25 protein-coding genes are annotated in these 23,986 nt (G+C 72.6%); 10 read left to right on the forward strand and 15 right to left on the reverse strand.

Annotated features, from left to right (window positions below):
* Positions 1–17: 17 nt before the first annotated feature.
* Both AB0J53_RS17095 and AB0J53_RS17100 read left to right on the forward strand, forming a co-directional pair.
* The gene (locus AB0J53_RS17095; protein WP_219499541.1) at positions 18–797 is read left to right on the forward strand and encodes a hypothetical protein; all 780 of its coding nucleotides are present in this window, start codon (positions 18–20) and stop codon (positions 795–797) included.
* 28 nt (positions 798–825) lie between these two features.
* A complete protein-coding gene (locus tag AB0J53_RS17100) occupies positions 826–2,307 on the forward strand; it encodes an NADH-ubiquinone oxidoreductase-F iron-sulfur binding region domain-containing protein (RefSeq protein WP_308125577.1) in 1,482 nt (493 codons plus the stop codon).
* On the opposite strand, the gene AB0J53_RS17105 is transcribed toward AB0J53_RS17100, so the two are convergent.
* Together AB0J53_RS17105 and AB0J53_RS17110 are read right to left on the reverse strand one after the other, a co-directional pair.
* Positions 2,304–2,933: a GNAT family protein gene (locus tag AB0J53_RS17105; protein WP_364172976.1), complete on the reverse strand. Its 630-nt coding sequence runs from the start codon at positions 2,931–2,933 to the stop codon at positions 2,304–2,306. The genes AB0J53_RS17100 and AB0J53_RS17105 overlap by 4 nt on opposite strands.
* A gap of 38 nt (positions 2,934–2,971) precedes the next feature.
* Positions 2,972–3,913: an AraC family transcriptional regulator gene (locus AB0J53_RS17110; RefSeq protein ID WP_364172979.1), complete on the reverse strand. Its 942-nt coding sequence runs from the start codon at positions 3,911–3,913 to the stop codon at positions 2,972–2,974.
* A 106-nt stretch (positions 3,914–4,019) separates the two neighbouring features.
* Here AB0J53_RS17110 and AB0J53_RS17115 point away from each other — a divergent pair, with 106 nt between their 5' ends.
* Both AB0J53_RS17115 and AB0J53_RS17120 read left to right on the forward strand, forming a co-directional pair.
* Positions 4,020–4,946, forward strand: a complete 927-nt coding sequence (locus AB0J53_RS17115; RefSeq protein ID WP_364172982.1) for an NADP-dependent oxidoreductase — start codon at positions 4,020–4,022, stop codon at positions 4,944–4,946.
* On the forward strand, positions 4,943–5,500 hold the full coding sequence (locus AB0J53_RS17120; protein ID WP_219499546.1) for an NAD(P)H-dependent oxidoreductase: 558 nt from the start codon (positions 4,943–4,945) through the stop codon (positions 5,498–5,500). Before AB0J53_RS17115 ends, AB0J53_RS17120 begins: the two co-directional genes overlap by 4 nt.
* On the opposite strand, the gene AB0J53_RS17125 is transcribed toward AB0J53_RS17120, so the two are convergent.
* From AB0J53_RS17125 to AB0J53_RS17135, 3 genes are read right to left on the reverse strand one after another with little or no spacing between them, the layout of a single operon-like run.
* The gene (locus AB0J53_RS17125) at positions 5,490–7,451 is read right to left on the reverse strand and encodes an acetoacetate--CoA ligase (RefSeq protein ID WP_364172986.1); all 1,962 of its coding nucleotides are present in this window, start codon (positions 7,449–7,451) and stop codon (positions 5,490–5,492) included. The two genes, AB0J53_RS17120 and AB0J53_RS17125, sit on opposite strands and share 11 nt — an antisense overlap.
* 58 nt (positions 7,452–7,509) lie before the next feature.
* Positions 7,510–8,367, reverse strand: a complete 858-nt coding sequence (locus AB0J53_RS17130; RefSeq protein WP_364172989.1) for a serine hydrolase — start codon at positions 8,365–8,367, stop codon at positions 7,510–7,512.
* Positions 8,364–9,281, reverse strand: coding sequence for a LysR family transcriptional regulator (locus tag AB0J53_RS17135; protein WP_219499552.1), 918 nt, complete (start codon positions 9,279–9,281; stop codon positions 8,364–8,366). Before AB0J53_RS17135 ends, AB0J53_RS17130 begins: the two co-directional genes overlap by 4 nt.
* 108 nt (positions 9,282–9,389) lie before the next feature.
* Between AB0J53_RS17135 and AB0J53_RS17140 the strand changes: the two genes are divergently transcribed.
* A complete protein-coding gene (locus AB0J53_RS17140) occupies positions 9,390–10,970 on the forward strand; it encodes a penicillin-binding transpeptidase domain-containing protein (protein ID WP_364172992.1) in 1,581 nt (526 codons plus the stop codon).
* Here AB0J53_RS17140 and AB0J53_RS17145 read toward each other — a convergent pair whose 3' ends face one another.
* The 4 genes from AB0J53_RS17145 to AB0J53_RS17160 form a co-directional block, all read right to left on the reverse strand.
* Entirely contained in the window at positions 10,971–11,690 is a 720-nt protein-coding gene (locus AB0J53_RS17145) for a haloacid dehalogenase-like hydrolase (protein ID WP_219499944.1), read from the reverse strand.
* A 72-nt stretch (positions 11,691–11,762) separates the two neighbouring features.
* Positions 11,763–12,389 carry an HAD family hydrolase gene (locus AB0J53_RS17150; RefSeq protein ID WP_219499556.1) on the reverse strand — a complete coding sequence of 209 codons (627 nt, stop codon included), beginning with the start codon at positions 12,387–12,389 and terminating at the stop codon, positions 11,763–11,765.
* Positions 12,390–12,399: 10 nt separating this feature from the next.
* Positions 12,400–12,909 (reverse strand): hypothetical protein, encoded by a 510-nt coding sequence (locus AB0J53_RS17155; protein ID WP_219499557.1) that lies wholly within the window; start codon positions 12,907–12,909, stop codon positions 12,400–12,402.
* Positions 12,910–12,940: 31 nt separating this feature from the next.
* The gene (locus AB0J53_RS17160) at positions 12,941–13,585 is read right to left on the reverse strand and encodes an HAD family phosphatase (RefSeq protein WP_219499559.1); all 645 of its coding nucleotides are present in this window, start codon (positions 13,583–13,585) and stop codon (positions 12,941–12,943) included.
* Between the two features lie 138 nt (positions 13,586–13,723).
* On the opposite strand from AB0J53_RS17160, the gene atpB reads away from it, so the two are divergent.
* A complete protein-coding gene (gene atpB, locus AB0J53_RS17165) occupies positions 13,724–14,518 on the forward strand; it encodes a F0F1 ATP synthase subunit A (RefSeq protein ID WP_357584015.1) in 795 nt (264 codons plus the stop codon).
* Here atpB and nagZ read toward each other — a convergent pair.
* Genes nagZ through AB0J53_RS17195 form a run of 6 tightly spaced genes read right to left on the reverse strand, consistent with a single transcriptional unit; the run spans position 14,515 to position 19,598 of the window.
* Positions 14,515–15,804: a beta-N-acetylhexosaminidase gene (gene nagZ, locus AB0J53_RS17170; RefSeq protein ID WP_364172998.1), complete on the reverse strand. Its 1,290-nt coding sequence runs from the start codon at positions 15,802–15,804 to the stop codon at positions 14,515–14,517. The genes atpB and nagZ overlap by 4 nt on opposite strands.
* A 56-nt stretch (positions 15,805–15,860) precedes the next feature.
* Complete coding sequence (ptsP, locus tag AB0J53_RS17175; RefSeq protein ID WP_308125579.1) at positions 15,861–17,540, reverse strand: phosphoenolpyruvate--protein phosphotransferase; 1,680 nt, start codon at positions 17,538–17,540, stop codon at positions 15,861–15,863.
* Complete coding sequence (locus AB0J53_RS17180) at positions 17,537–17,797, reverse strand: HPr family phosphocarrier protein (protein ID WP_219499565.1); 261 nt, start codon at positions 17,795–17,797, stop codon at positions 17,537–17,539. Before AB0J53_RS17180 ends, ptsP begins: the two co-directional genes overlap by 4 nt.
* A 20-nt stretch (positions 17,798–17,817) precedes the next feature.
* Complete coding sequence (locus AB0J53_RS17185; RefSeq protein WP_049564710.1) at positions 17,818–18,264, reverse strand: PTS glucose transporter subunit IIA; 447 nt, start codon at positions 18,262–18,264, stop codon at positions 17,818–17,820.
* A gap of 12 nt (positions 18,265–18,276) precedes the next feature.
* Complete coding sequence (locus AB0J53_RS17190; protein ID WP_049564709.1) at positions 18,277–18,513, reverse strand: PTS glucose/sucrose transporter subunit IIB; 237 nt, start codon at positions 18,511–18,513, stop codon at positions 18,277–18,279.
* Between the two features lie 50 nt (positions 18,514–18,563).
* Positions 18,564–19,598, reverse strand: a complete 1,035-nt coding sequence (locus tag AB0J53_RS17195) for an SIS domain-containing protein (RefSeq protein ID WP_364173003.1) — start codon at positions 19,596–19,598, stop codon at positions 18,564–18,566.
* Between the two features lie 126 nt (positions 19,599–19,724).
* Between AB0J53_RS17195 and AB0J53_RS17200 the strand changes: the two genes are divergently transcribed.
* The 4 genes from AB0J53_RS17200 (at position 19,725) to AB0J53_RS17215 (ending at position 23,767) form a co-directional block, all read left to right on the forward strand.
* Positions 19,725–20,465: a GntR family transcriptional regulator gene (locus AB0J53_RS17200; RefSeq protein WP_308125580.1), complete on the forward strand. Its 741-nt coding sequence runs from the start codon at positions 19,725–19,727 to the stop codon at positions 20,463–20,465.
* Between the two features lie 69 nt (positions 20,466–20,534).
* Positions 20,535–21,812: a PTS transporter subunit EIIC gene (locus AB0J53_RS17205; RefSeq protein WP_219499946.1), complete on the forward strand. Its 1,278-nt coding sequence runs from the start codon at positions 20,535–20,537 to the stop codon at positions 21,810–21,812.
* A gap of 134 nt (positions 21,813–21,946) precedes the next feature.
* Positions 21,947–23,239 (forward strand): PTS transporter subunit EIIC, encoded by a 1,293-nt coding sequence (locus AB0J53_RS17210; protein WP_364173012.1) that lies wholly within the window; start codon positions 21,947–21,949, stop codon positions 23,237–23,239.
* A gap of 156 nt (positions 23,240–23,395) precedes the next feature.
* Positions 23,396–23,767: an Rv3235 family protein gene (locus AB0J53_RS17215; protein ID WP_219499580.1), complete on the forward strand. Its 372-nt coding sequence runs from the start codon at positions 23,396–23,398 to the stop codon at positions 23,765–23,767.
* The last annotated feature ends 219 nt before the right edge of the window (positions 23,768–23,986 follow it).

Raw genomic sequence — 23,986 nt, forward strand, 5'->3', positions numbered from 1 at the left:
GACCTTGGAGGGAACCGATGCTCCACAGAAGACAGCCGCGGCACGCCCCGGGCGGCCTGGACGCCAGGAACGTCCGGCTCGGGGTGAGCGCGTCGATCGCCGCCGTCCTGCTGTCAGGGATCGCCCTGACCATGACGGAACGCGGGATCGAGCTGCTCGGCCGCGGGGTGGCCTTCCTTGAGTACTTCGCCGGCGTGTTCGCGCTGGTGTCGCTGACGGCGACGGTGGCGCTCGGGCTGCTCACCACCGAGCGCGTGTTCCTGTCGCCGGCGAACCGGGTCCGCGCGCAGCTCGCCCACCGGGCGGCGGCGTTCGCGGGCACGGCGTTCCTGCTCACGCACGTGGCGCTGATGGTCTCGCTGGGGCACGTGCCGCCGGCCGCGCTGCTGATCCCGATGGCGGGGATCTGGGTGGGCCTGGGCACGCTGGCCTTCGACCTGATGATCGTCGTCGTGGTGACGGGCATCGCCCGGGGCCGGTTCGCGGTGACCGGCAGGCCGTGGATGTGGCGGCTGATGCACGCCACGGCGTACGTGTCGTGGCCGGTCGCCATCCTGCACGGGCTGACGGCGGGCCGGTGGGCGGCGAGCTGGGTGGCCTGGTCGTACATGGCCAGCCTGGCGGCCGTGGCGTCGGCCCTGCTCGTGCGGCTGCTGGCCACCATGCTGCGGCCGCCGCTGATGGCCGAGCAGGTGGACGCGCCCGCGGTCAGTGCCGCTCCGGCCGAGCCGGCCGAGCGGATGGACGCGCCGGTGAGCCTCGCCGAGGCCCGGCGGAAGTACCGGGAAGCGGGATGAACCCGCACAGGACAGAGCAGGAGTGGCCTTGATCCCGCATTCGGTGCCGCGCGTGCTGCGCATGGGACCGGCCCGGCTCACCGCCGGCCTCGACCACACCCGGCGGCTCGACCTGCCGGCGCACCGCACGCTGCACGGCGACCAGGTGCCGCGCACCCTCGACGACATCATCGCCCAGGTGGAGGAGGTGGACATGCGCGGGCGGGGCGGCGCGGCGTTCCCGTTCGCGCGCAAGCTGCGGGCGGTCGCCGACGCCCGCCGCGGGCGGGAGAGCGTGGTGCTGGTCAACGGCGCCGAGGGCGAGCCCGCCAGCTCCAAGGACGCGATGCTGCTGGTCCGCAACCCGCACCTGGTGCTCGACGGCGCGGTGCTCGCGGCCGAGGCGCTGAACGCCCGCGAGGTGGTCGTCGCCACGGTCGAGGGCGAGGTCGCGGAGGCGTCGATCACCGCCGCCGTCGCCGAGCGGCGGGCCGCCAACGTGGCGGGCGCGGCCGAGAGCCGCATCGGCATCAGGGTCGTCGGCCTGCGGGAGCGGTTCATCTCCGGCGAGGGCGGCGCGCTGGTGCGGGCGGTCAACGGCATGGACCCGGTGCCGCCCGGCCGCAAGCGACGGGCCAGCGAGAGCGGCGTCGACGGGCTGCCCACGCTGCTGTCCAACACCGAGACGTTCGCCCAGCTCGCCGTGCTCGCCGAGCTCGGCCCCGAGCAGTACGCCAAGACGGGCACCAGCAGGGAGCCCGGCACGGTGCTGCTCAGCGTGAGCGGCGGGGCGGCGACGGCGGCGGTCGTGGAGGCGCCGACCGGCACGCCGCTGATCGACGTGCTCGACCTGTGCGAGGCGGAGATCGGCGACGGGGTGCTGATCGGCGGCTACCACGGCGCCTGGCTGGACGCCGAGACCGCGGTCTCCGCCGTCGTCTCGCGCGAGGGCATGAAGCTGGCGGGCGGCAGCCTCGGCGCCGGCATCGTGGTGCCGCTCGGCGAGTCCACCTGCCCGGTCGGCGAGGCCGCCCGGGTCGCCGCGTACCTGGCCGCGCAGTCGTCGGGCCAGTGCGGCCCGTGCCGGCTCGGCCTCCCGGACGTGGCGCGGGCGCTCGGCGCGCTGGTGGAGGGCACGGGCTCGATCGACGCGGTACGGCGTTCGGTGCGCTCGGTCGAGAGGCGGGGCGCGTGCTTCCATCCGGACGGCACGGCCAGGTTCGTGCTGTCGTCGCTGGACGCGTTCGAGAGCGACATCGCCCTGCACCTGGAGCACGGTTCGTGTGGCCGGCCGGTGCGCGGCGTGCTGCCGCTGCCGGAGCCGGAGGACGAGCCCGAGTATCGCCTGGACGTGGACTGGACCCGCTGCCAGGGCCACGGCCTGTGCGCGCACCTGCTGCCGGAGTTCGTGGAGCTGGACGACTACGGCTTCCCGTCGTTCCGGACGGTGCCGGGCTGGATGGTGAAGGAGGCCAGCCGCGCGGTCGGCATGTGCCCGGCCCTCGCGCTGCGGCTGGCCCGCGCCGGTTAGAGGCCGAGCAGGGGCAGGCAGGGCTCCAGGTGGTGGATCTCGATGCCGGGCACCGGGGTCCAGTCGGCCCTGGGGAGCCGGAACCTGCGGGAGACGACCGGCTTGCCCTGCCGCTTGTAGAGGGTGACGCCGTCGTCGTGGTAGCCCAGCTTGCCGGTCACGGCCAGGGACGACGGGTTGTCGGCGAACGCCTCGGTGGTGGCGTGGGCGGCGCCGAGCCCTTCGAAGGCCAGGTGCAGGATCGCGGCGCGCATCTCGGTGCCGATGCCCATGCCCTGGAAGCGGTGGCCGAGCCAGGAGCCGGACTTCACCTCGCGCAGGACGGGGAAGTCGGCGCCCATGATGCCCTGCGTGCCGACGACCTGGCCTTCGTACACGGCCACGAAGTTGAGCGACCAGTCGTCGGGGGTGAGCGCGGCCCACTGGCGGAAGTGGTACTGGACGGTGGAGCGGGCCCGGTCGGCGGGCGCGGCCTCGCTCCACGGGTGGACGAACGGCATGACGCCGGCCTCGTGGACGCCCTCGGCGGCGCGCTCGGCGAGTTCGTCGAGATCCTCGAGTGACGGGAAGCGCAGTTCGATCCTGGGGGTGGTGACTGAAAGATTGAAGAACGGCCAATTACGCATATTTTCCCACTTCCGCGATCAAACTGAAGAACACCCCATTATCGGGATTGCGGGAGCGGGCAACTCAGGCGGCGGTACTTTCCCGGGGCCATGCCGTGCTCCCTTTTGAACGCGTTCGCAAAGGCGAATTCGGACCCGTACCCGACCCGGGTGGCCACCTCGCTCAGCGGCGCGTCGGACGAGCGGAGCAGCCGGGCGGCGGTGGAGAGCCGCCACCAGGTGAGGTAGCCCAGCGGCGGCTGCCCGACCAGCATGGAGAAGCGGCGCGAGAAGGCGGCCCGCGACAGCCCGGCCCGCGCGGCCAGCGACTGCACGGTCCACGGGTGGGCCGGGTCGCGGTGGATGGCGTCGAGCGCGACGCTGACGGCGGGGTCGGCGAGCGCCGCCGCCCAGCCGTGGGACTCGCACCGCTCGGGGTCGGCCTCGATGTGCGCGCGCAGGATGTAGAGCAGCAGCATGTCGAGCAGGGACGCCACGACGGTGTCGGCGCCCAGGCGCGGGTCGGCGACCTCGCTGGCCAGCAGGCTGACGGCGGTGCGCAGCTCGGGATGGTGGCCCAGCCGGGCGGGCAGGTGGATCAGGCCGGGCAGGTTGAGCAGGATCGGGTGGGAGCGCGACTCGTCGAGCCGGTAGCCGCCGCAGAGCGTCACCGTGACCGCCCCGGGCCCGCCGATGGAGGCCGAGGCGTAGAGCTGGGTCTCGTCGCCCGGGTCGCAGGCGGTGTGGGTGATGGGCGTGGTGGGCGAGTCGGCCAGCGCGTAGCCGTCGCCGCGCGGGAAGAAGATCACGTCGCCGACGCCCAGCGGGAAGGGCTCGCCCTTGTCGGGGATCACCCAGCAGGAGCCCTCCAGGATCACGTGGAACCCGGCCGAGCCGGGCCCGGAGGCGAAGCGCTGGCCCCACGGCGCGTGCCAGGCGATCCGCGTGGAGCTGGGCAGCCCGACCCGCATGCCGGCGATCACGTCACTGAGCACGTCCATGAGCGGAGTCTACCCTGCGAGACGATCGCGTATAAAAGTCAGTCACTCACGCATTGGATGTCGCGTCTGAGCCTCCTACGGTTGCATCAACCGAAAGGAGCTCCACGTGAGCCGAACCATGCGGGCCGCCCGGGTGCACGCCTACGGCGGACCGGACGTCATCCGCTACGACGAGCTCCCCGTGCCGTCGCCCGGCCCGGGCGAGGTGCTCGTGCGGCAGGCCGCGACCTCGTTCAACCCGTCCGACGCGGGCCTGCGGTCCGGATACCTGCACGAGGCGCTGGGCGTCACGCTGCCGCACACGCTGGGCTGGGACGTGGCGGGCACCGTGGCCGCGCTCGGCCCCGGCGTCACCGCCCTGGAGGTGGGTGACCCGGTCATCGGGCTGGTCGCGGGGGCCGCCGCCGAGTACGTGGTCGCCCCTGCGGACCTGCTGGCCCCGGCGCCGCGCTCGATCCCGCTCGCGCACGCGGCGGCGATCCCGGTGGCCGGGCTGACGGCGTGGCAGGCGGTCCACGAGCAGGCGGGGATCGGGCAGGCGGGGATCGGGCAGGCGGGAACCGGCGCCCGCGTGCTGGTCAACGGCGCGGGCGGCGGGGTCGGCCTGTTCGCCGTCCAGCTCGCCAAGCTCGCGGGCGCGACCGTGATCGCCACCGCGAGCCCGCGCAGCGCCGAGGCCGTCCGCCGGCTGGGCGCCGACGAGGTGGTCGACTACACCACCACGCCGCTGCCCGGCGGCATGGACGTGGTGCTCAACCTGGCCGCCGTGCCGCCGGAGCAGGCCTCGGCGCTGGCGCCGCTGGGCCGGACCGTCATCACGATCGCCACCCCGGTCGACGCGCCGAACGCGCGCCACTTCATCGCCCGCCCCGACGCCGGTCAGCTCACCGAGCTCGCCGGCCTGATCGACAAGGGCGAACTCGTCGTCGAGATCGCCGAGACCCATCCCCTGACCGGCCTGACCGAGCTGCACCGCAGGGCCGAGGCCGGTCGCACCCGTGGCAAGATCCTCATCACCCTGGAGAACTCATGATCGACATCGGCATCGTGATCGGCAGCACCCGTCCCGGGCGCAACGGCGAGAACGTCGCCCGCTGGGTGCACGACCTGGCCGCCAAGCGTGACGACGCCCGGTTCGAGCTGGTGGACCTGCACGAGCACGCGCTGCCGCACCTGGACGAGCCGCAGCCCGCAGCGGCGGGCAGCTACGAGAACCCGCACACGCTGGCGTGGTCGGAGCGGATCGCCCGCTTCGACGGCTTCATCTTCGTGACGCCTGAATACAACCGCTCGACCAGCGGCGTGCTGAAGAACGCGATCGACTTCCTCTATGCCGAGTGGGCCGACAAGGCGGCGGCGTTCGTCAGCTACGGCGTCGACGGGGGCGTGCGGGCGGCCGAGCACCTGCGGCAGGTGCTCGGCCAGCTCCAGGTCGCCACCGTCCAGGCCCAGGTGACGCTCTCGCTGTTCGCCGACTTCGAGAACCTCTCCGAGTTCAGGCCCGCGGCCCACCAGGAGGAGCGCGTCACCGTCATGCTGGACCAGCTCGTCTCCTGGAGCCGGGCGCTGCGCCCGCTCAGGGCGTGAAGTAGCGCAGCACCTCCGGGTTGGCCATCGCGTCCGGGTTGGCGGCCTCCTCGACCGGGGTGCCGAGCAGGATCTTGCGCACCGGGACCTCCAGCTTCTTGCCCGACAGGGTGCGGGGGATGCCGGGCACCGCGTGGATCTCGTCGGGCACGTGCCGGGGCGACAGCTCGCGGCGCAGCGTCGTGCGCAGCTCCTGCTCGAAGTCGGGGGTCAGCTCGGCGCCCTCGGCGAGGGTCACGTACAGGAGCAGCCTGCCCTCGCGGCCAAGCTGGCCGGTGTCGATGACGAGGCTGTCGACGATCCGGTCGAAGCGCTCGACGACCCGGTAGAACTCGCTGGTGCCCATCCGGACGCCGCCCCGGTTGAGCGTGGAGTCGGAGCGGCCGTAGATGACGCAGCTCCCGTCGCGCTCCAGCTTGATCCAGTCGCCGTGGCGCCACACGCCGGGGTAGACGTCGAAGTAGCTGTCGCGGTAGCGCTCGCCGGTCGGGTCGTTCCAGAACATCACCGGCATCGACGGCATCGGCGCGGTCAGCACCAGCTCCCCGACCTCGCCGAAGACCGGCTTGCCCGAGGGGTCGAAGGACTCGACCCGGGCGCCCAGCGACCGGCACGGGATGACGCCCGCCCGGATCGGGTGCAGCACGGTCGCGCCGACGAACCCGGTGCACACGTCGGTGCCGCCGGAGAACGACCCGAGCGGCACCCCGGGCAGCTTCTCCGCCACCCAGGCGAACCCTTCGGGCGGCAGCGGCGACCCGGTCGAGCCGATGCCGCGCAGCCGCTCCAGCCCTTCGGGCGTCACGCCCGCCTTCAGCGAGGCCATGATGTACGGCGCGCCCACGCCGAAGTAGGTCACCCCTTCGGTGGCGGCGATGCGCCACAGCGCGGCGGCCGAGGGATGCGTGGCCGCGCCGTCGTAGAGCACCGGCGTGGCCCCGACCAGCAGGGCGCCGATGAGGTAGTTCCACATCATCCAGCCCGTGGTGGTGTACCAGAAGAACACGTCGCCCTCCCCCAGGTCCTGGTGGAAGGTGAGCGACTTCAGGTGCTCCAGCACCACGCCGCCGTGCCCGTGCACGATCGGCTTGGGCAGCCCGGTGGTGCCGCTGGAGTAGAGGATCCACAGCGGGTGGCCGAACGGCACGCGCTCGAACTCCAGCGGCGCGCTCTGCGCGCGCAGCCCCTCCCAGCCGATCACCTCGCCGCGCGGCAGCTCCTCGTCGTGGCCGGGCGCGGGCTCCGCCTGCTGCGGCGCGCGCCCTTCCTCCACGGCGGCCAGGTACGGGATCCACACGGTGGCGCGCAGGCCGGGCAGCGCGGCGGCGATCTCGTTGACGGCGGCCGAGCGGTCGTAGGTCTTGCCGTTGTAGTGGTAGCCGTCGACCGCGATGAGCACCTTGGGCTCGATCTGCTTGAACCGGTCGACCACGCTGGGCACGCCGAAGTCGGGCGACCCGGCCGACCAGATCGCCCCCAGCGAGGCGGTGGCCAGGAACGCGATCAGCGCCTGCGGGATGTTCGGCAGGTAGCCGGCCACCCGGTCGCCGCGCCCGACGCCGAGCCGGACCAGCCCGGCGCGCACCCGCGCCACCTCCTCGCGCAGCTCGGCGTAGCTGATCTCCTGCCGGGCGCCGTCCTCGGAGACGAACACCACGGCCACGCCGTCGGTGCGGCGCAGCGCGTTCTCGGCGTAGTTGAGCGTGCTTCCGGTGAACCATTCGGCGCCGGGCATCGTTCCGGAGATGACGGGCCCGTCGCCACGCTCCCCGATGACCTCGAAGTAGTCCCAGATCGACGTCCAGAACTCCTCCGGCCGCTCGACCGACCAGCGCCACACGTCCTCGTAGGGCTCACCGGCGCGTCCCACCGACTCCAGATAGCGCGTCAGCCGCGCCCGCCCGGTGGTCTCGTCGGTGGGTTCCCAGAGCAGTGCACCTTCAGCAACCATGTGCCCCATCCTGTCGGCCGGTAGGCGGAAAGTCATACCCGACCTCCCACATAACTTGCTATCTCCTCAGGTGGTCCACCGCCATACGCGCGGCCGTGCCGATCACCGCGTCGGCGCGCGGCTGGTTGAGCGCGGTGGAGTAGGAGCGGGTGATCACGGCCACCGCGTAGCGCCCGCCGTCGGGGTACTCGACCACGCCCGCCTCGCCGCGCAGCGTCGGCAGCGTCCCGGTCTTGCCGCTGACCGCCACGTCGTCGTACGGGAACCCGGAGGCCAGCCGGTGCGGCCACACCTGGAGGTTGAGCACGCCGCGCATCCACGCGCAGGAGCCGGGCGAGGCCGCCTCGTCCCGCCAGATCAGCCCGAACAGCCGGGTCAGCTCGCGCGCGGTGCTGCGGTTGGTGCGGGCCGGGTCGAGCACGCGCAGCCGGGCCAGGTCGTCGGGTTCGAGGTACGGCCAGCCGTGCCCGGCGTCGTCGGCCATGCTCGTGTTGATCTCCCCGGCGCTCTGCAGCACCCGGGTGCCGGTCAGGCCGAACCCGTCAAGCATGGCGTTGACCGCCTCCCTGCCGACCCTGGCGAGCAGCGCGTCGGCGGCGGTGTTGTCGCTGACGGCGATCATCAGGTAGGCCAGGTCGCGCAGCGAGATCGTGACGTCGTCGAGCATCGCGGACAGTCCCGTGGGCCCGGAGACGCGGTCGCGGCCGGTCACGGTGACGCGGCCGGCCGGGTCGAGCAGCCCGGCGTCGGCCTGCCGGCAGAACTCCACCATGAGCGGCACCTTGAAGATCGACGCGGTGGGCACCGGCTCGTCGGCCCCGTGACCGATCTCCCGGCCGGTGTCGACGTCGGTGGCGAGCAGCCAGCCGCGCACGCCGGCCGCGCGGAACACCGCCTCCAGGTCCGGACCGCTCATGCCAGCATCCCCGGCCTGCGGCTGACCCGCCGCACGGGCGTCGCGTCCTCGTCGGTCATCCCGGCGCGCTCCTTCAAGATCCGTACGGCCACGGCGGAGAAGTCGGTCACCGTCGCCGTGGCCGCCCGCCAGGCGGTGGAGACCCGGTAGGCGATGGGCGAGCCTAGCAGCGGACGCCAGGCCAGCCCCGCCACGTCCGCCTTGGGCCCGAACGCGACGGCGGCCCCGGCCATCACCAGGCCGAGCCCGGCGCCCTGGTGGACCTGCGCGGGCACATAGCCGTGGCGGCGGCACTCGGCCAGCAGCTCGGCGTGGGCGCCGGGCTCGCCCTCCCGGGGCGGCATGAGCAGCTCGCGGCCGGCCAGGTCGGCCAGGTGCAGCTCGCCCGATCCGGCGAGCGGGTCGCCGGCGGCCAGCAGCACGCCCTGCGCCTGCACCAGCGTCCGGCCGAAGTGCAGGCCGGGGGCGGTGACCGGGTGGCGGACCACGCCCACGTCGATCACGCCTTCGGCCAGCGCGCCGACCTGGTCGGCGGTCCAGATCTCGGCGGGCGCTAGGCGTACCTCGGGGTTGCTCTCGCGGAAGCCCTCGACGAGGGCGGCCAGGACGGCGGCGGCCAGGTCGGGCGGGACGCCGACCTTGAGGACGGCGGCCTGGCCGTGGCGGACCACCTCGTGCAGCCGGTCGACGCGGGCGACGATCTCCCTGGCCTCGCCGAGCAGCAGCCGGCCCGCCTCGGTGAGCCTGACCTGCCGGGCCGAGCGGTCGAACAGCCGCACGCCGAGCTCCTCCTCCAGTCGCTTGATCCGCTGGCTGAGCGGGGGCTGGGCCATGCCGAGCCGGATCGCGGCGTTGCCGAAGTGCAGCTCCTCCGCGACCACGGTGAAGTAACGCAAGTGCCGGACCAGGTCCATGAGCAGTGACTATAGCCAAATCCATATCGATGAACCGGTCATATCAGTATTGGACAGCCAGGCCGGGGCTCTGCTGTCCTCTGACGCATGGCTTCACAAACGGGGGCAATGTACGCACATCTCCGGCCGGAGAACCCGCCCAGACGGAGGCGGCGCTGGCCCTGGGTCGCCGGGGCGCTCGTCCCGGTCGTCGCGGCGGCCGGGACGTTCTGGATCCTGCGCACGACCGGATCGCCGGAGCAGGTCGCCGACGCCTACCTGTCGGCCTGGTCCGCGGGGGACTACCGGGCCATGCGCGAGCTGGTCGCCGACCCGCCGGCCGACTTCGAGCAGCGGCACCGGCAGTTCAGCGCCGCCGTCAAGGCCGAGCGGCAGACCTTCCACCGGATCACCACCGGCGGGGTCTTCGCCGCCGACGGCGCCGACACCGGCGAGGTCAGCTTCGGCGCCACCCTCAGCGGCGCCGTCGACTGGAAGTACTTCGGCGACCTGAAGTTCGTCGAGCGCGACCGCACCTGGAAGATCGACTGGACCCCGGCCACCCTGCACCCCTCGCTGACCCGCGACCGCACGGTGCGGCTGGTCACCGAGCGGGTCAAGGGCCTGGAGGTGCAGGCCGCCGACGGCACCCGCATCGACACCCCGGACGCGCCCGGCTCGGTGCAGCAGCTCGTCGCGGGCCTGGCGCAGACCTACCCCGACTGGTTCGCCGAGCGCGACAGCGACCGGATCGAGCTGGTCGAGAACGGCGAGGTCGTCAAGAACCTGCTCGACCCGCCCACGTGGAAGCCGATCAGGACCACCCTCGACCTGAAGGTGCACCGGGCCGGCGCCGACGCCCTGGAAGGCGTGGACAAGCCCGCCTCGCTGGTGGCCGTGCGCGCCTCGACCGGCGAGATCCTGGCCGCGGTCAACAAGCCGGGCGGGTTCAACCGGGCGCTGCTCGGCAAGTACCCGCCGGGCTCGACGTTCAAGGTCGTCACCGCCTCCGCGCTGGTCGCCGACGGGGTCCGGCCGGGCGAGCGGGTGAGCTGCCCGGCCGAGCAGAACATCGGCGGCTTCCCCTTCCACAACGCCGGCTTCAAGGACTACGGCACGCTCGCCTTCCGCGACGCCTTCGCGCACTCGTGCAACACCACGTTCGGCGCGATGGTCGTCGGCGACCTGGGCGCCGAACGGCTCGCCGAGGTCGCCGCCAGCTTCGGCTTCGGCGCCCCGATCAAGCCCGGCGTCCCTGCGGTCAAGGCCGACTTCCCCACCCCCAAGGACGCCACCGACCTGGCCTCCGCCTCCATCGGGCAGGGCCGGGTGCTGGCCAGCCCGCTCAACATGGCCTCGGTCGCCGCCGCCGTCGCCGACGGCGCCTGGCGCCCGCCTCGGCTGGTCGGCGCCGACATCGCGCCCGGCGACCTGCGGCCCCGCAAGCTCGACGCCGACGTGGTGAGCGCGCTGCGCACGCTCATGCCCGCCGTCGTCACCGAAGGCACCGCCCACGCCGTGCGCTTCCCCGGCGGGACGGCCGGCAAGACCGGCACCGCCGAGTACGGGTCGGGCAAGGAGCCGCCCGCGCACTCGTGGTTCATCGGCTACAAGGACGACCTGGCCTTCGCCGTCATCGTGGAGGGCGGCGGCGCCGGCTCGGCGGTGGCGGCCCCGGTCGCGGCCCGCTTCCTCGCCGAGCTGAGCTGATCAGCCCGCCTTGCGGTCGAGCGGGGTGGTGAGCGCCGCCACGGCGGCCACCACCTCGGCGGCGTCGGACAGGTCCGGCAGCACCACGTCGGCCCCGGCCTCCCGCAGCTCGGCGGCCGTCGAGCGGCCCGACGCCACCGCGATCATCGCGGCCCCGCCGATCCTGGCCGCCTGCACGTCCCGGGCCGAGTCGCCGATCAGCACCGTGTTGGCCGGCGTGAACGGGACGCCCAGCCGCTGCTTGGCCCGGCCCTGCGCGACCTGCAGCAGCGACGCCTTGGGGTAGACCTCCTCGCCGTAGCCGCCGAGCTCGAAGTCCACGTAGCGGTCCAGGCCGAACGCCTGGAGCTTGAGCACCGCGTTGCTCTTGATCGTGCCGGTGAGCACGGTCTGGATCACCCCGTCGAGCCGGGCCACGGACCTGAGCGCGTCCTTGGCCCCGGGCATCACCTTGCCCTCCTTGGGCAGCCGCTTGCGCCGGTCGGCGAAGGCCGAGGCCAGCGCGGCCAGGAAGCGCGGCAGGTGGTCGTCCTCGGCCTCGACGCCGTTGACCGCGAGCGTCTCGAAGACGATCTCGGAGTCGGGCCGGCCCATCGGCGGCACCAGCTTGACCAGCGGGCGCCCGGTGACCGCGCGGAACGCCTCGGCGTAGGCGTCACGCGTCACGATCGCGACGTCGACCAGGGTCAGGTCGACGTTCCAGAGAACTAGGCGGTTGATGGCGGCCTCCTGACTGCGAACCGCCCCCAGAGTAGGGCCACCGCCCCCTCGGGCGGCGGGTGACCGGTCGAATCAGGCATGATCCAGGGCTTCGGCGAGCGTGTCGACGACCGGGAACCCGGTCGACTCCAGCTCGGCCCTGGTGGACATGCCGCCGGTGTAGAGCACCGCGCGGGCGCCCACGTGGCGGGCGGCCACGCCGTCGTCGACGCTGTCGCCGATCACCAGCACCTCGCGCGGGTCGACCCCGGCCGACCGGATGTGGGCGGCCATGTGCGCCGCCTTCTCCCCTCCGGTCACCCCGATCAGGCCGTCGATGCGGGTGAAGTGGCGGCTGATGCCGAACGAGTCGACCTTGGGAACCAGGTGGTCGTGCGGGGCCATCGAGCACAGCGACTGCGTGCCCGTCCAGCCGCTCAGCGCCAGCTCCGCGCCCTCGGCCAGCCCGCACTCCGCGGCCAGCCGGAAGTAGTGGTCGTGGAAGCCGACGTCGAGCCGCTCCCACTCGCCCTCCGACAGCGGGCGGCCGAGCATCCGCTCGTAGGCCACCCAGATGGGCCGGGTGTAGACGGCGCGGAACCCGTCGGCCGTCAGCGGGGGAAGCTCGTACGGCCGGAAGAGCTCGTTGGTCGCACCGACGACGGCGTCGATGTCGTGAAAGAGCGTGCCGTTCCAGTCCCAGACAATGTGCTTGGTCATCAAGTCCAGCTTATCCGGCCAGCAGGTCCGGGATCTCCTGGGTGGCGTACCACATGAGCTCGTGCGCCTCCGCGCCGTCGACCGTGAAACGGGCGTCGTCGTCGCCCTTGTCGGCCGCCGGCAGCGCGGCGATCGCCGCCTCGATGTCGGGGACCGCGTACAGGTCGTCGATGTGCACGGCGGCCACCTTGGCCAGCGGGATCGGCTCGGTCAGCCGGACCCGGGCCTTCTCCTGGAGGTCGGCGCCGTTGTGCGGCACGGGCCCGTCGACCTCGGCCGCGACGACCACCCGCCGCGCCGGGACGGCCACGCCGTCGGCGTGATCGGCGGCCAGCATGCGCAGCGAGGCGCGGGCCGCCTCGGTGAGCGCCACGTACTCGAGCTCCTCGGTGTCGCCCGAGGCGTACCACTCGGTCAGCGCGGGGGTCACCGCGTAGCCGGTCAGCGGGGCCGGGGCCAGCTCCCCGGCCTCGGCGGCCCTGGCCAGCGCGGGCAGGGTGCACGGCAGGTAGACGCGCATCACGAACCTTTCACAGCGTGCGAGGGTCCCATCATGCCCGCCGCAGAGGCAGCCGGAGGAGGGACTCGAGTTCCCGGATGGTCGTGTCCGCGTCGCGGTGGTGGATTCCGGTGATCCCCAGGGTACGCGCCGCCGCGATGTTGGCCTCGATGTCGTCGATGAACACGCACGACTCCCCCGGCAGGCCGATCGCGCCGAGCGCGTGCTCGAAGATGCGCGGCTCGGGCTTGCGCATGCCGACCTCGCCGGAGATCACGATCGCGTCGAACACCTCGTCCCAGCCGTCGCGCGGGTAGGTGTTGGACCACGAGTTGGACAGCAGGCAGGTCTTCAGCCCGGCCTTCCTGACCTCGGCCAGCATGTCGTACATGGCCTCGACGCGTTCGAAGCCCGCGAACATGCGCTCCAGCAGGCCCTCGGCCTCCGGCGGCGCGCCGTCGAGGGTCAGCAGCCGGGCCGCCAGGTCGCGCTCGAACGCCGATCCGTCGAGCTCGCCCCGCTCCAGGGCGTGGATGACGTTCTCCTCCTGGCCGTCGTAGGCGGCCTCGACGAGCTCGCGCATGACCTGACGGTAGTGGTCGCCGTCGATGCGGTCGGCCTCGATCCACCTGGCGATGGAGTCGGTCAGGCTGGTCGTGAGCACCCCGCCCCAGTCGATCAGCACACCTGCGACCACATTCGCCTCCTCGTGGCAGTCCGGCACTCCAGCGTAGAGCCTCGCACAGGGCGTTTCGCCGGTTATAAACCCCTGTTAGGGATCACCAAATCACCTGTTTATCGTGAGATTCCTGTCCGATCCCTGAAGGGACCGCCGTTGCGCACGACGATCCTGATCACCTCCCCCGACCGGTTCAGAGCTCCCGGACTCGAGCTCTTCGACCTCCCGCCGATCTTCGCCGGCGGACCGGCCTGGCTCACCAAACCCGTCCTGGTCGCCCTCCTCTGCTCGGTCCTCGTCATCGCCCTGTCGTGGGCCGCCTTCGCCCGGCCCAAACTCGTGCCACGCGGCTGGCAGAGCTACGGCGAGTACGTCTACGAGTTCGTCCGCGACCAGGTGGCCCGGCCCAACCTGGGCAAGGACGCCGACCGGTGGATGGGCTTCCTGCTCAGCCTGTTCCTGACCGTGATGGCCTGGAACCTCATGGGCGTCATCCCGTTCGTCCAGTTCCCCGTCGCCGCGCACATCGCGTTCCCGGCGACGCTGGCGCTGCTCGTGTACGGCATCAAGATCTACCTCGGCGTCCGGCACCACGGCCTGATCGGCTACCTCAAGGGCATCGTGATCCTGCCGGGGCTGCCCGGCTGGGCCTATCCGCTGTACGCGCCGCTCATCCTCGCCGAGGTGTTCTTCCTGTCACTGTTCACGCACCTCATCCGGCTGTTCGCGAACATGTTCGCCGGCCACATCCTGCTGGCGTTCTTCAGCTCCGTGGGCTTCTGGTTCCTGTTCGAGAAGCTCACGCCGCTCGGCGCCGGGATCGGCGTGGTCGGCGTGCTCATGACGATCCTGCTGACCGCGTTCGAGATGTTCATCCAGTTCCTGCAGGCCTACCTGTTCGCCATGCTCGCCGCCATGTACGTGGCGAGCGGCCTGCACGGCGAGCACTAACGGATGACGCGGGCGGCCAGCTTGCGGTGCTCCGGCGAACGCAGCACCTGGGCCGCCCGCTTCGCCGACGCCACCGGCGCCTCCTGGAGCAGGCCGCGGGCCTGCTTGAGCTTGAGCAGCCGGGTGACCGACTGGTCGAGCCGCTGCTCGGAGATCCGCCCGTCCTTGACCGCCGCCAGCACGGCGCCGTAGGCCTTCGGCAGGTCGTACGGCATCAGCAGCAGGTCGGCGCCGGCCAGGACGGCGCGGACGGCCACCTCCCCGTCGCCGTACTTCTTGCGCACGCCCTCCATGTTGAGCGCGTCGGTGGAGATGACGCCCTTGAAGCCGAGCTCCTTCCTGAGCAGCCCGGTCAGGATCGGCTTGGACAGCGTCGCCGGGTCGCCCGACGGGTCGAGCTTGGGGAAGACGATGTGCGCGCTCATCACCGCGTCGACCCCGGCCGCGATGGCCGCCCGGAACGGCGGCGCGTCCAGGCGCTCCCACTGCGCGCGGGTGTGCTTGATCACCGGCAGGCCGGTGTGGCTGTCGATCCGGGTGTCGCCGTGGCCAGGGAAGTGCTTGGCGGTGGAGGCCACCTTCGCGTCGCCAAACCCCTTGACGGCGGCGGCGACCATCTTGGCCACCTTCGCCGGGTCGTCGCCGAAGGCGCGCGGGCCGATGACCGGGTTTCTCGGGTCGATGTTGACGTCGGCGACGGGCGCGAAGTCGAGGTTGACGCCGAGCGCGCGCAGCTCCTCGCCCGTGGCCCTGGCCACGGCCCGCGACAGGCCGGTGTCGCCGGTCGCGCCGATCTGCGAGGCCCCGGGGAAGCGCGTCATCAGCGCCGACATCCGCGACACCAGGCCGTTCTCCTGGTCGGTGCCGACGAGCAGCGGCAGCCCGGACGCGCGCTGCATGCCGTTGGTCAGCTCGACGACCTGGGCCGTGGTTCTGACGTTGGCGGGGAACAGGATGACGCCGCCGAGATGGTATTTGCGGATCACCTTGGCGGGCGTCTGGGCGCCGTAGCGGGCCTGGTTCTCGCCGGAGACGGTGTCGGCGGCGGTGCCGTACAGGACGGGCATGAAGAGCTGGCCGACCTTCTGCTCGGTGCTCAGGCCCGCCAGGGCCCGCTTGACCGGGTCCTGGGCGGACGGCGGCGCAGAAGTGGCAGGCTCGCCGCCGGTCGCGGGCGGCTGGGCGGGCTGCTGCGCCGGCGGCGCCGCGGTCGCCGCCCCACCGCCGCCGCTGCACGCCGCCAGGGCGATCGTCAGGACGCTTGCCGCACCGATCCGTCGAACCATGAACACCACCGTATCCATGCGGCGACGTGCCCGTGCCGGACGACGGCCAAAAGTTGCTACAGCCCCAGCGCCTCCAGCTCCGTCAGGTGGGCGCGGGCCGCCGCGCGGGCCCCGGCCGCCGTCGTCGCCGCCCTGGCCGACTCCGCCGCCGCACGGCACTGCTCCAGCGTGTGGTACGCCAGCGCGGCCCGTACGGCGGGCAGCGCGGCCGGCCCCATCGACAGGGACGCCGCGCCGAGCCCCGCCAGCACGCAGGCCAGCCCGGGATCGGCCGCCGCCTCGCCGCACACGCCGCCCGGCTTGCCCGCCTGCGCCGCGGCGGCCAGGAGGCCGGCGAGCAGGTCGAGGAGCGCCGGCTGCCACGGGTCGTGCAGCTCGCTCAGCGCGCCGAGCTCGCGGTCGGCGGCGAAGGCGTACTGGGCCAGGTCGTTGGTCCCGGCCGAGACGAAGTCCACCTCGGCCACCAGGTCGCGGGCGCGCAGCGCCGCCGCCGGGACCTCGATCATGACGCCCGCCTCCGGCAGGTCGGCGGCCCGGCACGCGGCGGCGAACCACCGGGCCTCCTCGGCCGTCGTCACCATCGGCGCCATCACCCGCAGCCGCCCCCCGCTCCCCGCGCCCGCCGTGGCCAGCGCGTCGAGCTGCGTCTCCAGCACCTCCGGGTGGGCCCGCAGCAGGCGCAGCCCACGCTCGCCCAGCGCCGGGTTCGGCTCGGCCGAGCCGGGCGGCAGGAACGCCAGCGGCTTGTCGGCGCCCGCGTCGAGCGTGCGCACGATCACCGGCCCGCCGGGGAACGCCTCCAGCGCCGCCCGATAGGCGCGCTCCTGCTCCTCGGCGCCCGGGGGCTCGGCGCGGCCCAGGAAGAGGAACTCGGTGCGGTAGAGGCCGACGCCCTCGGCGCCGCAGGACCGCGCCGCTTCGAGGTCGGCCGGGCCGCCGACGTTCGCCAGGAGCGGCACCGGGTGACCGTCCTTCGTCCGCCCCGGGCCCGTGACCCGGTCGATGGCGGCCTGCCTGGCGGTGTCGACGCTCTCCGCCCTGGCCACGTCGGACTCCGTCGGCCGCGCCCGTACCTCTCCTGAGGTGCCGTCGACCAGCACCTCGACGCCGGGACGCAGCGTCGTCGCGCCCGCGCAGGCCACGACGGCGGGCACGCCCAGCGCCCTGGCCATGATCGCGGTGTGGCTGGTCGGCCCGCCCTCCTCGGTGACGAACGCGGCCACCGCGTGGCCGGACAGCAGCGCGGTGTCGGCGGGCGCCAGATCGTGCGCGACCAGCACGTACGGCGTGTCGCCCGGGGGCGGCAGGCCGGGCAGCTCCTGGCCGGTGAGCTGGGCGATCACCCGGTCCCTGAGGTCGTCGAGGTCGGCCGCCCGCTCACCGAGGTAGCCGCCGACCCCCTCCAGCACGTCCCGATATTTGGTGAAAGCCTCGTGCACGGCCCTGGGGGCGGCCGTACCCCGGTCGATCAGCGACCTGATCTTCACGACCAGCCCGGGGTCCTCCGCCATCAGGGCCTGTGCCTTGAGGATCTCGCGGGCCTCGCCGCCCGCCCGGTCACCGCGCGCCTCAAGCTCGCCCGCGACCTGCGCGAGCGCCATGACCGCGCGTTCCTTCTCCTGATCCGCGTCTCCCGCGTGTGTGGCGCCCTCGGGGGGTTCGGGCACACGGGCGGTCAGGAGGTACGCGGGGCCGTGCCCGATGCCCGGGCTGACCCCCACCCCCCGCAGGTTCACGGCGTGGAGGCGATGCTGGCGAGCTGGTCGAGAACCTCCTCGGCACCCTCGCCCTCGGCCGTGATCACGATGGTCTCCCCCTGCCGGACGTCCAGCGCCATGATCTGCAGGATGCTCTTGCCGTTGACCGGCTCGCCGCCCGTGACCTTGGCGACGCGGATGTCCATCGGGGCTTTCATCGCCGTCTGCACGAACGTGGCCGCGGGCCGGGCATGCAGCCCCACCTCCGCCGCCACGGTCGCCTTGCGCTCGCCCATGAACCCTTCCTTCCCTCTTGCTACGTCCATCGAAAAAGCTCGTCGCCCGCGTGCACGGCGCCCCGTGCCACGTCCGTCACCGCTCCGGCGACCGCGTCGAGAGCCACCACCGGGCAGACGGGCGAACGCCCGCCCGCCTCGATGGCGGCCGGATCCCAGGACACCACGGGCTGCCCGGCGCTCACCCTGTCGCCTTCGGCGGCCAGCAACTGGAATCCCTTTCCCTTGAGCTGCACCGTGTCGATGCCCAGATGCACCAGCACGCCTTTGCCGTCATCTCCTACGATGACGTACGCATGCGGGTGCAGTTTCATGATTTTCCCAGCTATGGGGGCAACAGCCTTCCCCGGGCCCCGCAACGGGTCGATCGCCGTTCCCGGCCCCACCATGCCTGCCGAGAAGACGGGGTCCGGCACCGCCGCCAGTCCCACAGCCGCCCCCTCGACCGGGGCGAGAACAGTCGTCATGGTCTCGCCCTCTTAGCCGATGATGTCCTCGATGTCGCTGGCGATGGTGTCGGCCTCCGGCCCTACGACGACCTGCACCACGTTGCCGGCGGCCATGACACCGTGGACGCCGGCCGCCCGGAGCGCGGCCTGGTCCACCTTCGTGGCGTCGGCGACCTCCGTGCGCAGCCGGGTGATGCAGGGCTCGATCTCGATGATGTTGTCGGCACCGCCTAGACCGGCGATGATCGCGTTCACGTCCGCCGCCATCCGGTCCTCCTCGTCATGACTCTGCGACCAGGCTAAACGACGCTGCGTGATCAGTCCGTCTGGGTCACCTTGTTGAGCCCGCGCGGCGCGTCGGGGTCGATGCCCAGCCGCCTGGCCAGCGCCTCGGTCAGCAGCTGCCCGGGAACGATGAGACCCATCGGCGCCAGCCACTCCGGCAGGTCGGGGCCGTTCAGGGCGGCCGTGCCCGCCCGCGCCAGGCCCTCGCCGCCGCCGATCGTGAACGCCGCCGCGCCCGCCGCCACGACACGCTCGGCCAGCGCCACCGTGCCCTGCAGCGTCGGGCTGTTCTCCGCCGCCACCAGCAGCGCCGGGGTGTCGGCGTCGACCACCGCGATCGGCCCGTGCAGCAGGTCCGCGTACGACAGGCCCATCGCGTGCAGGTAGCAGGCCTCCTTGAGCTTGAGCGCGGTCTCCAGCGCCGTCGAGAACGCCATCCCGCGCCCCGACACCACCACGCCCGGCTTGTCCGCCAGCCCCTCCACGACCGCGTCCAGGTCGCCCGGCTCGGAGATCAGCTTCTCCACCGCCTCCGGCACCCGCCGCAGTTCGTCGGCGTCCACCTCGGCGCCCAGGCCCAGCGCCAGCACGGCCAGCGCGGCGAGCTGCGTGGTGTAGGTCTTGGTCGCCGGAACGGCCTTCTCCTCGCCCGCGAGCGTGCACAGCGCCAGGTCGGCCACCTGCGCCAGCGGGCTGTCCTCGCCGCCGTTCGTGACCCCGACGGTACGGGCGCCGCAGTCCTTCGCCCAGGCCAGCGTCTCGACGATCTCCTCGGTGCGCCCCGACTGGGAGATCGCGACGGCCAGCACGCCGTCGAGGTCGAGCTTGCGCTTGTACGTCGTCGCGATCGACGGCGCCGCGAGCGCGGACAGCCTGCCGGCGTGCGACTCGACCAGGTAGCGGCCGTAGACGGCGGCGTTGTCGGAGGTGCCACGCGCGATGAACAGCAGCTGGCGGGTCTGCTCGCCCAGCGCCTTCACCTCGCCGACCCTGGGGAGCAGGGAGTCGAGCGTGGCCCGCAGCGCCTCGGGCTGCTCGGCGATCTCGCTGCGCATCTTGGTGGTCATCTCGTGTTCATCCCTCAACTGTTACCGTTCGGACTTGACCCTGTTTTGCGTCATGTGGTGGTCTAGTCCGGACTAGACCAGTACGAACCATAGCCCATGACCCAGGTCAGATCGAGGGGAGGATCCGTGGCACACATCGATCCGGACAGCCCGGTGCCCAAGTACTTCCAGCTGCGCGAGATCCTGCTCGACCTCATCGACAGCGACGAGCTCAGCATCGGCGCCGCGATCCCGTCCGAGCGCGAGCTCTGCCAGCGGTTCGGCCTGTCCCGCATGACCGTGCGGCAGGCCGTCGACCATCTCGTGTCCGAAGGGCGCCTGCACCGGGTGCCGGGCAAGGGCACGTTCGTCGCCCGGCCCAAGATCGAGCTGGCGCTCCAGCTCACCTCCTTCACCGAGGACATGCGCGCCCGCGGCATGGTGCCCGGCTCGCGCGACCTCGACCGGCGCGTCGTGCGCGCCAGCGCCCACCTGGCCAAGGAGCTCGGCATCCAGCCGGGCGAGGAGGTCCACTTCATCGAACGGCTGCGCACCGCCGACGGCGAGCCGCTGTCCATCGAACGGGCGCACATCCCGGTCAAGCTCGCCCCCGACCTCGCCGAGCACGACCTGTCCGGCCGCTCGCTCTACGAGCTGCTGGAGAGCCGCTACGGCCTCGTCATGGACGCCGGCGAGCTCACCATCGACGGCGGCATCGCCGACCCGAGCGACGCCGACCTGCTCAAGCTGGCCCGCGGCGGCGCCGTCCTGCTGCTGCAACGGCGCTCGTTCTCCGGCGGCGTCTGCGCCGAGCTCGGCGTCTCCACCTACCGCGCCGACCGCTACCAGCTCCGCACCATTCTGGAAATGCCCGCAAGACGGGGTTGAGGGCCCGACCCGGAGGGACGCCCGGTGAACGAGACCACCGCCGCCCGGCCTTCGCCGTTAGCACGCGTGATGAACGTGCTCCAGCGGATGGGCCGTTCGCTCATGCTGCCCATCGCCGCCCTCCCCGTGGCCGCGCTGATGGTCCGCTTCGGCCAGTCCGACATGCTGGGCTCCAACGGGGCCGAACCCGGCGGCCTGGCCGACGTCGCCGGGTTCGCCTGGATGAACGACGTCGCCCTCGTCATGGAGGCCGCCGGCGACGCCCTGCTGGAGAACCTGCCGATGCTCTTCGCCGTCGGCGTGGCCATCGGCTTCGCCCGCAAGGCCGACGGCACCACCGGCCTGGCCGCCGTCGTCGGCTACCTGGTCTTCGACCGGGTCACCAAGGTGATGTTCGCCGGCTCCGGCATCCGCGACACCGTGATCATCCGGGAGGCCCAGGACCAGGGCGTCGCCGAGGTCATCAACTTCGGCCTGCAGAACCCCACCAAGGTGCTCGGCGGCATCCTCATGGGCCTGGTCACCGCCCTGCTGTGGCAGCGCTTCCACCGGATCAAGCTGCCCTCCTGGCTCGCCTTCTTCGGCGGGCGGCGCTTCGTCCCGATCATCACCACGCTGGCCGCGCTGGTGCTCGGCGTGGTCATCGGCTGGGTGTGGCCCATACTCGGCGAGTGGATCGGCCACGCCGGCGAGGCGCTCACCACGCTCGGGCCGCTCGGCACCGGCATCTACGGGCTGATCAACCGGCTGCTCATCCCGCTCGGGCTGCACCACTTCGCCAACTCCATCGTCTGGCACGTGGTGCCCCAGTGCGACGTCGGCGGGCGCGCCCTCGGCGGCGACTGGAACTGCTACTTCGCCGGCGACCCCACCGCCGGGGAGTTCATGGCCGGGTTCTTCCCCGTCATGATGTTCGCGCTGCCCGCCGCCGCGCTCGCCATGTGGCGGGCCGCTCCGGCGCACCGGCGCACGGCCGTGGGCGGCATCATGCTGACCGCCGCCCTCGCCTCGTTCGTCACCGGCATCACCGAGCCCATCGAGTTCGCGTTCATCTTCGTCGCCCCCGTGCTGCTCGTCGTGCACGCCGTGCTCACCGGCCTCGCCATGGCCCTCACCACGCTCATCGGCGGGCAGCTCGGCTTCGGCTTCTCCGCGGGGCTGCTCGACATGCTGCTCAACGCCAGCAAGTCCAACACCCAGAACGTGCCCGGCATCCTCCTGCTCGGCGTCGTCTACGGCGTCGTCTACTACGTCGTGTTCAGCTTCCTCATCCGCAAACTCGACATCATGACCCCCGGCCGCGAGCCGGAACCCGACGTCGACTCCGGCGAGCCCCGCGCCCCCTAGCGCCGTTCTCCCCGCGCCCCCTGACTCCGTTTCCCCGCGCACCCGGCCCGTTCTCCGCGCGCCCCCTGGCTCCGTTTTCCCCGCCCTCCCGCGTGGTAGGAACCGACCGACCCCCGTGACGTGCGGGGGGATGCATGACCAGCAAGGGCGGCTCGGCGTTCGCGGTGCTGCAACGCGTCGGCCGCTCGCTCATGATGCCCATCGCCGTCCTGCCCGCCGCCGGCCTGCTGTTCCGCTTCGGCCAGGACGACCTGCTCGGCAAGGACGGGCTCGGCGGCACCTGGCCCTGGCTGCTCCCCGTCGCGAACGTGCTCGCCGCGGCCGGCGGCGCGCTCTTCGACAACCTGCCGCTGCTGTTCGCCATCGGCGTCGCGATCGGCTTCGCCCGCAAGGCCGACGGCTCCACCGCCCTGGCCGCCCTCGTCGGCTACCTCGTCTTCGACCGCGTCACCAAGACCCTGTTCTTCGAAGCGGGCAGCGGCGCCGTCTACGACCGGGTCATGATCACCACCGTGCGCGACGGCGCCACCGCCCCCGCCCTCGACCTGGCCGCCGCCAACCCCACCGGCGTCCTCGGCGGCATCCTCATCGGCCTGGCCGCCGCCCTCCTGTGGGAGCGGTTCTACCGCATCAAGCTCCCCTCCTGGCTGGCCTTCTTCGGCGGGCGCCGGTTCGTCCCCATCATCACCGCCGTCGCCGCCCTCCTGCTCGGCGTCGTCCTCGGCATCCTGTGGCGGCCCGTCGCCGACTGGCTGGCCGTCGCCGGCGACTGGCTCTCCGCCCACGGCACCGCCGGAGCCGGCATCTACGGCCTCGCCAACCGGCTGCTCATCCCCTTCGGCCTGCACCACGTGCTCAACACCATCGTCTGGTTCACGCTCCCCGAATGCCGCGCCGGCCAGCACGGCGCCACCCGCGACGCGGCAGGCGACCTGAACTGCTACTTCGCCGGGGAGCAGGGCGCCGGCATCTTCATGACCGGCTTCTTCCCCATCATGATGTTCGGCCTGCTCGGCGCCGCCGTCGCCATGTGGCGCGCCGCCCTCCCCCACCGCCGCGCGGCCGTCGGCGGCATCATGCTCTCCGCCGGGCTCACCTCGTTCATCACCGGCATCACCGAACCCCTGGAATTCGCGTTCATCTTCGTCGCGCCCGCCCTGTTCGCCGTGCACGCCGTGCTCACCGGCCTGTCGATGGCCCTCATGGCCGAGCTCGGCGCCCGCCTCGGCTTCACCTTCTCCGGCGGCGCCATCGACCTGCTCCTCAACGCCAGCAAGTCCAACACGCACCGGATCGACCTGATCATCCTGGCCGGGCTCGCCTACGCCGTCGTCTACTACGCGCTGTTCACCTTCCTCATCCGCGCCCTGTCGCTCCCCACCCCCGGCCGCGAAGTTGAGGACACCCCCGACCGGCCCCCGGCCTGACCCGAAAAGGCTGCGGCACCGCTCCAGCTTCCCGCGACCTTCTACGCCCGCCGCCCCATACCCGGACACGCGCCGAACAAGTTGGCGGCCGATGTATCTGCCGGCCGCGCCGAAACCTCCTAGTACCGATCTGTCGCCCCCCTTGATGGAGGACCCATGCCCTCGCACGACACCCACGGATCGCTCGCCCTCACCACCCTGGTCTGGGGCGCCCCCGGCGCCCTGCCCGACGAGCGGCGGCTCCGGCAGCTCGGCCAGGCCCTCGCCGAGGTCCTCGCCGGCCGCCGGCCGCCCGAGACCCTCATCGACCGCCTCACCGACCGCGCCTACCGCGAACTGGTCCGGGCCGGCCGCATGATCGACTCCCCCCGGCCGCCGTTCGTCGGCGTCCCCCACGTCAAGGAGCCCCGGGACGGGGCCATCGAGATGTGCCTGCTCGTCCACTGCGGCGACCGCGCCCGCGTCCTCGCCCTCCGCCTGGAACGTCGCGGCGTCCAATGGCTCTGCACCGACTTCGAAACCGCCTGACCCCACCCGGCGCCCCGGGGCAGCCTGCGACCGCACCGCTTCTGAGCCACCCCCTGCCGCGCGCCCCGCCTCTCCGCACGAGAGCCAGGCGCTCCCCCTCCGGGCCCGGCCCACGGGGGAGCGCCCGCAGGGCCCGGCCCACAGGATCCGCCCCACAGGGCCCGGCCCGCAGGATCCGGCCCACAGGATCCGACCTGCAGGGCCCGGCCCGCAGGTGGC

The organism is Nonomuraea sp. NPDC049725 (assembly GCF_040674795.1).
GTDB lineage: Bacteria > Actinomycetota > Actinomycetes > Streptosporangiales > Streptosporangiaceae > Nonomuraea > Nonomuraea ceibae.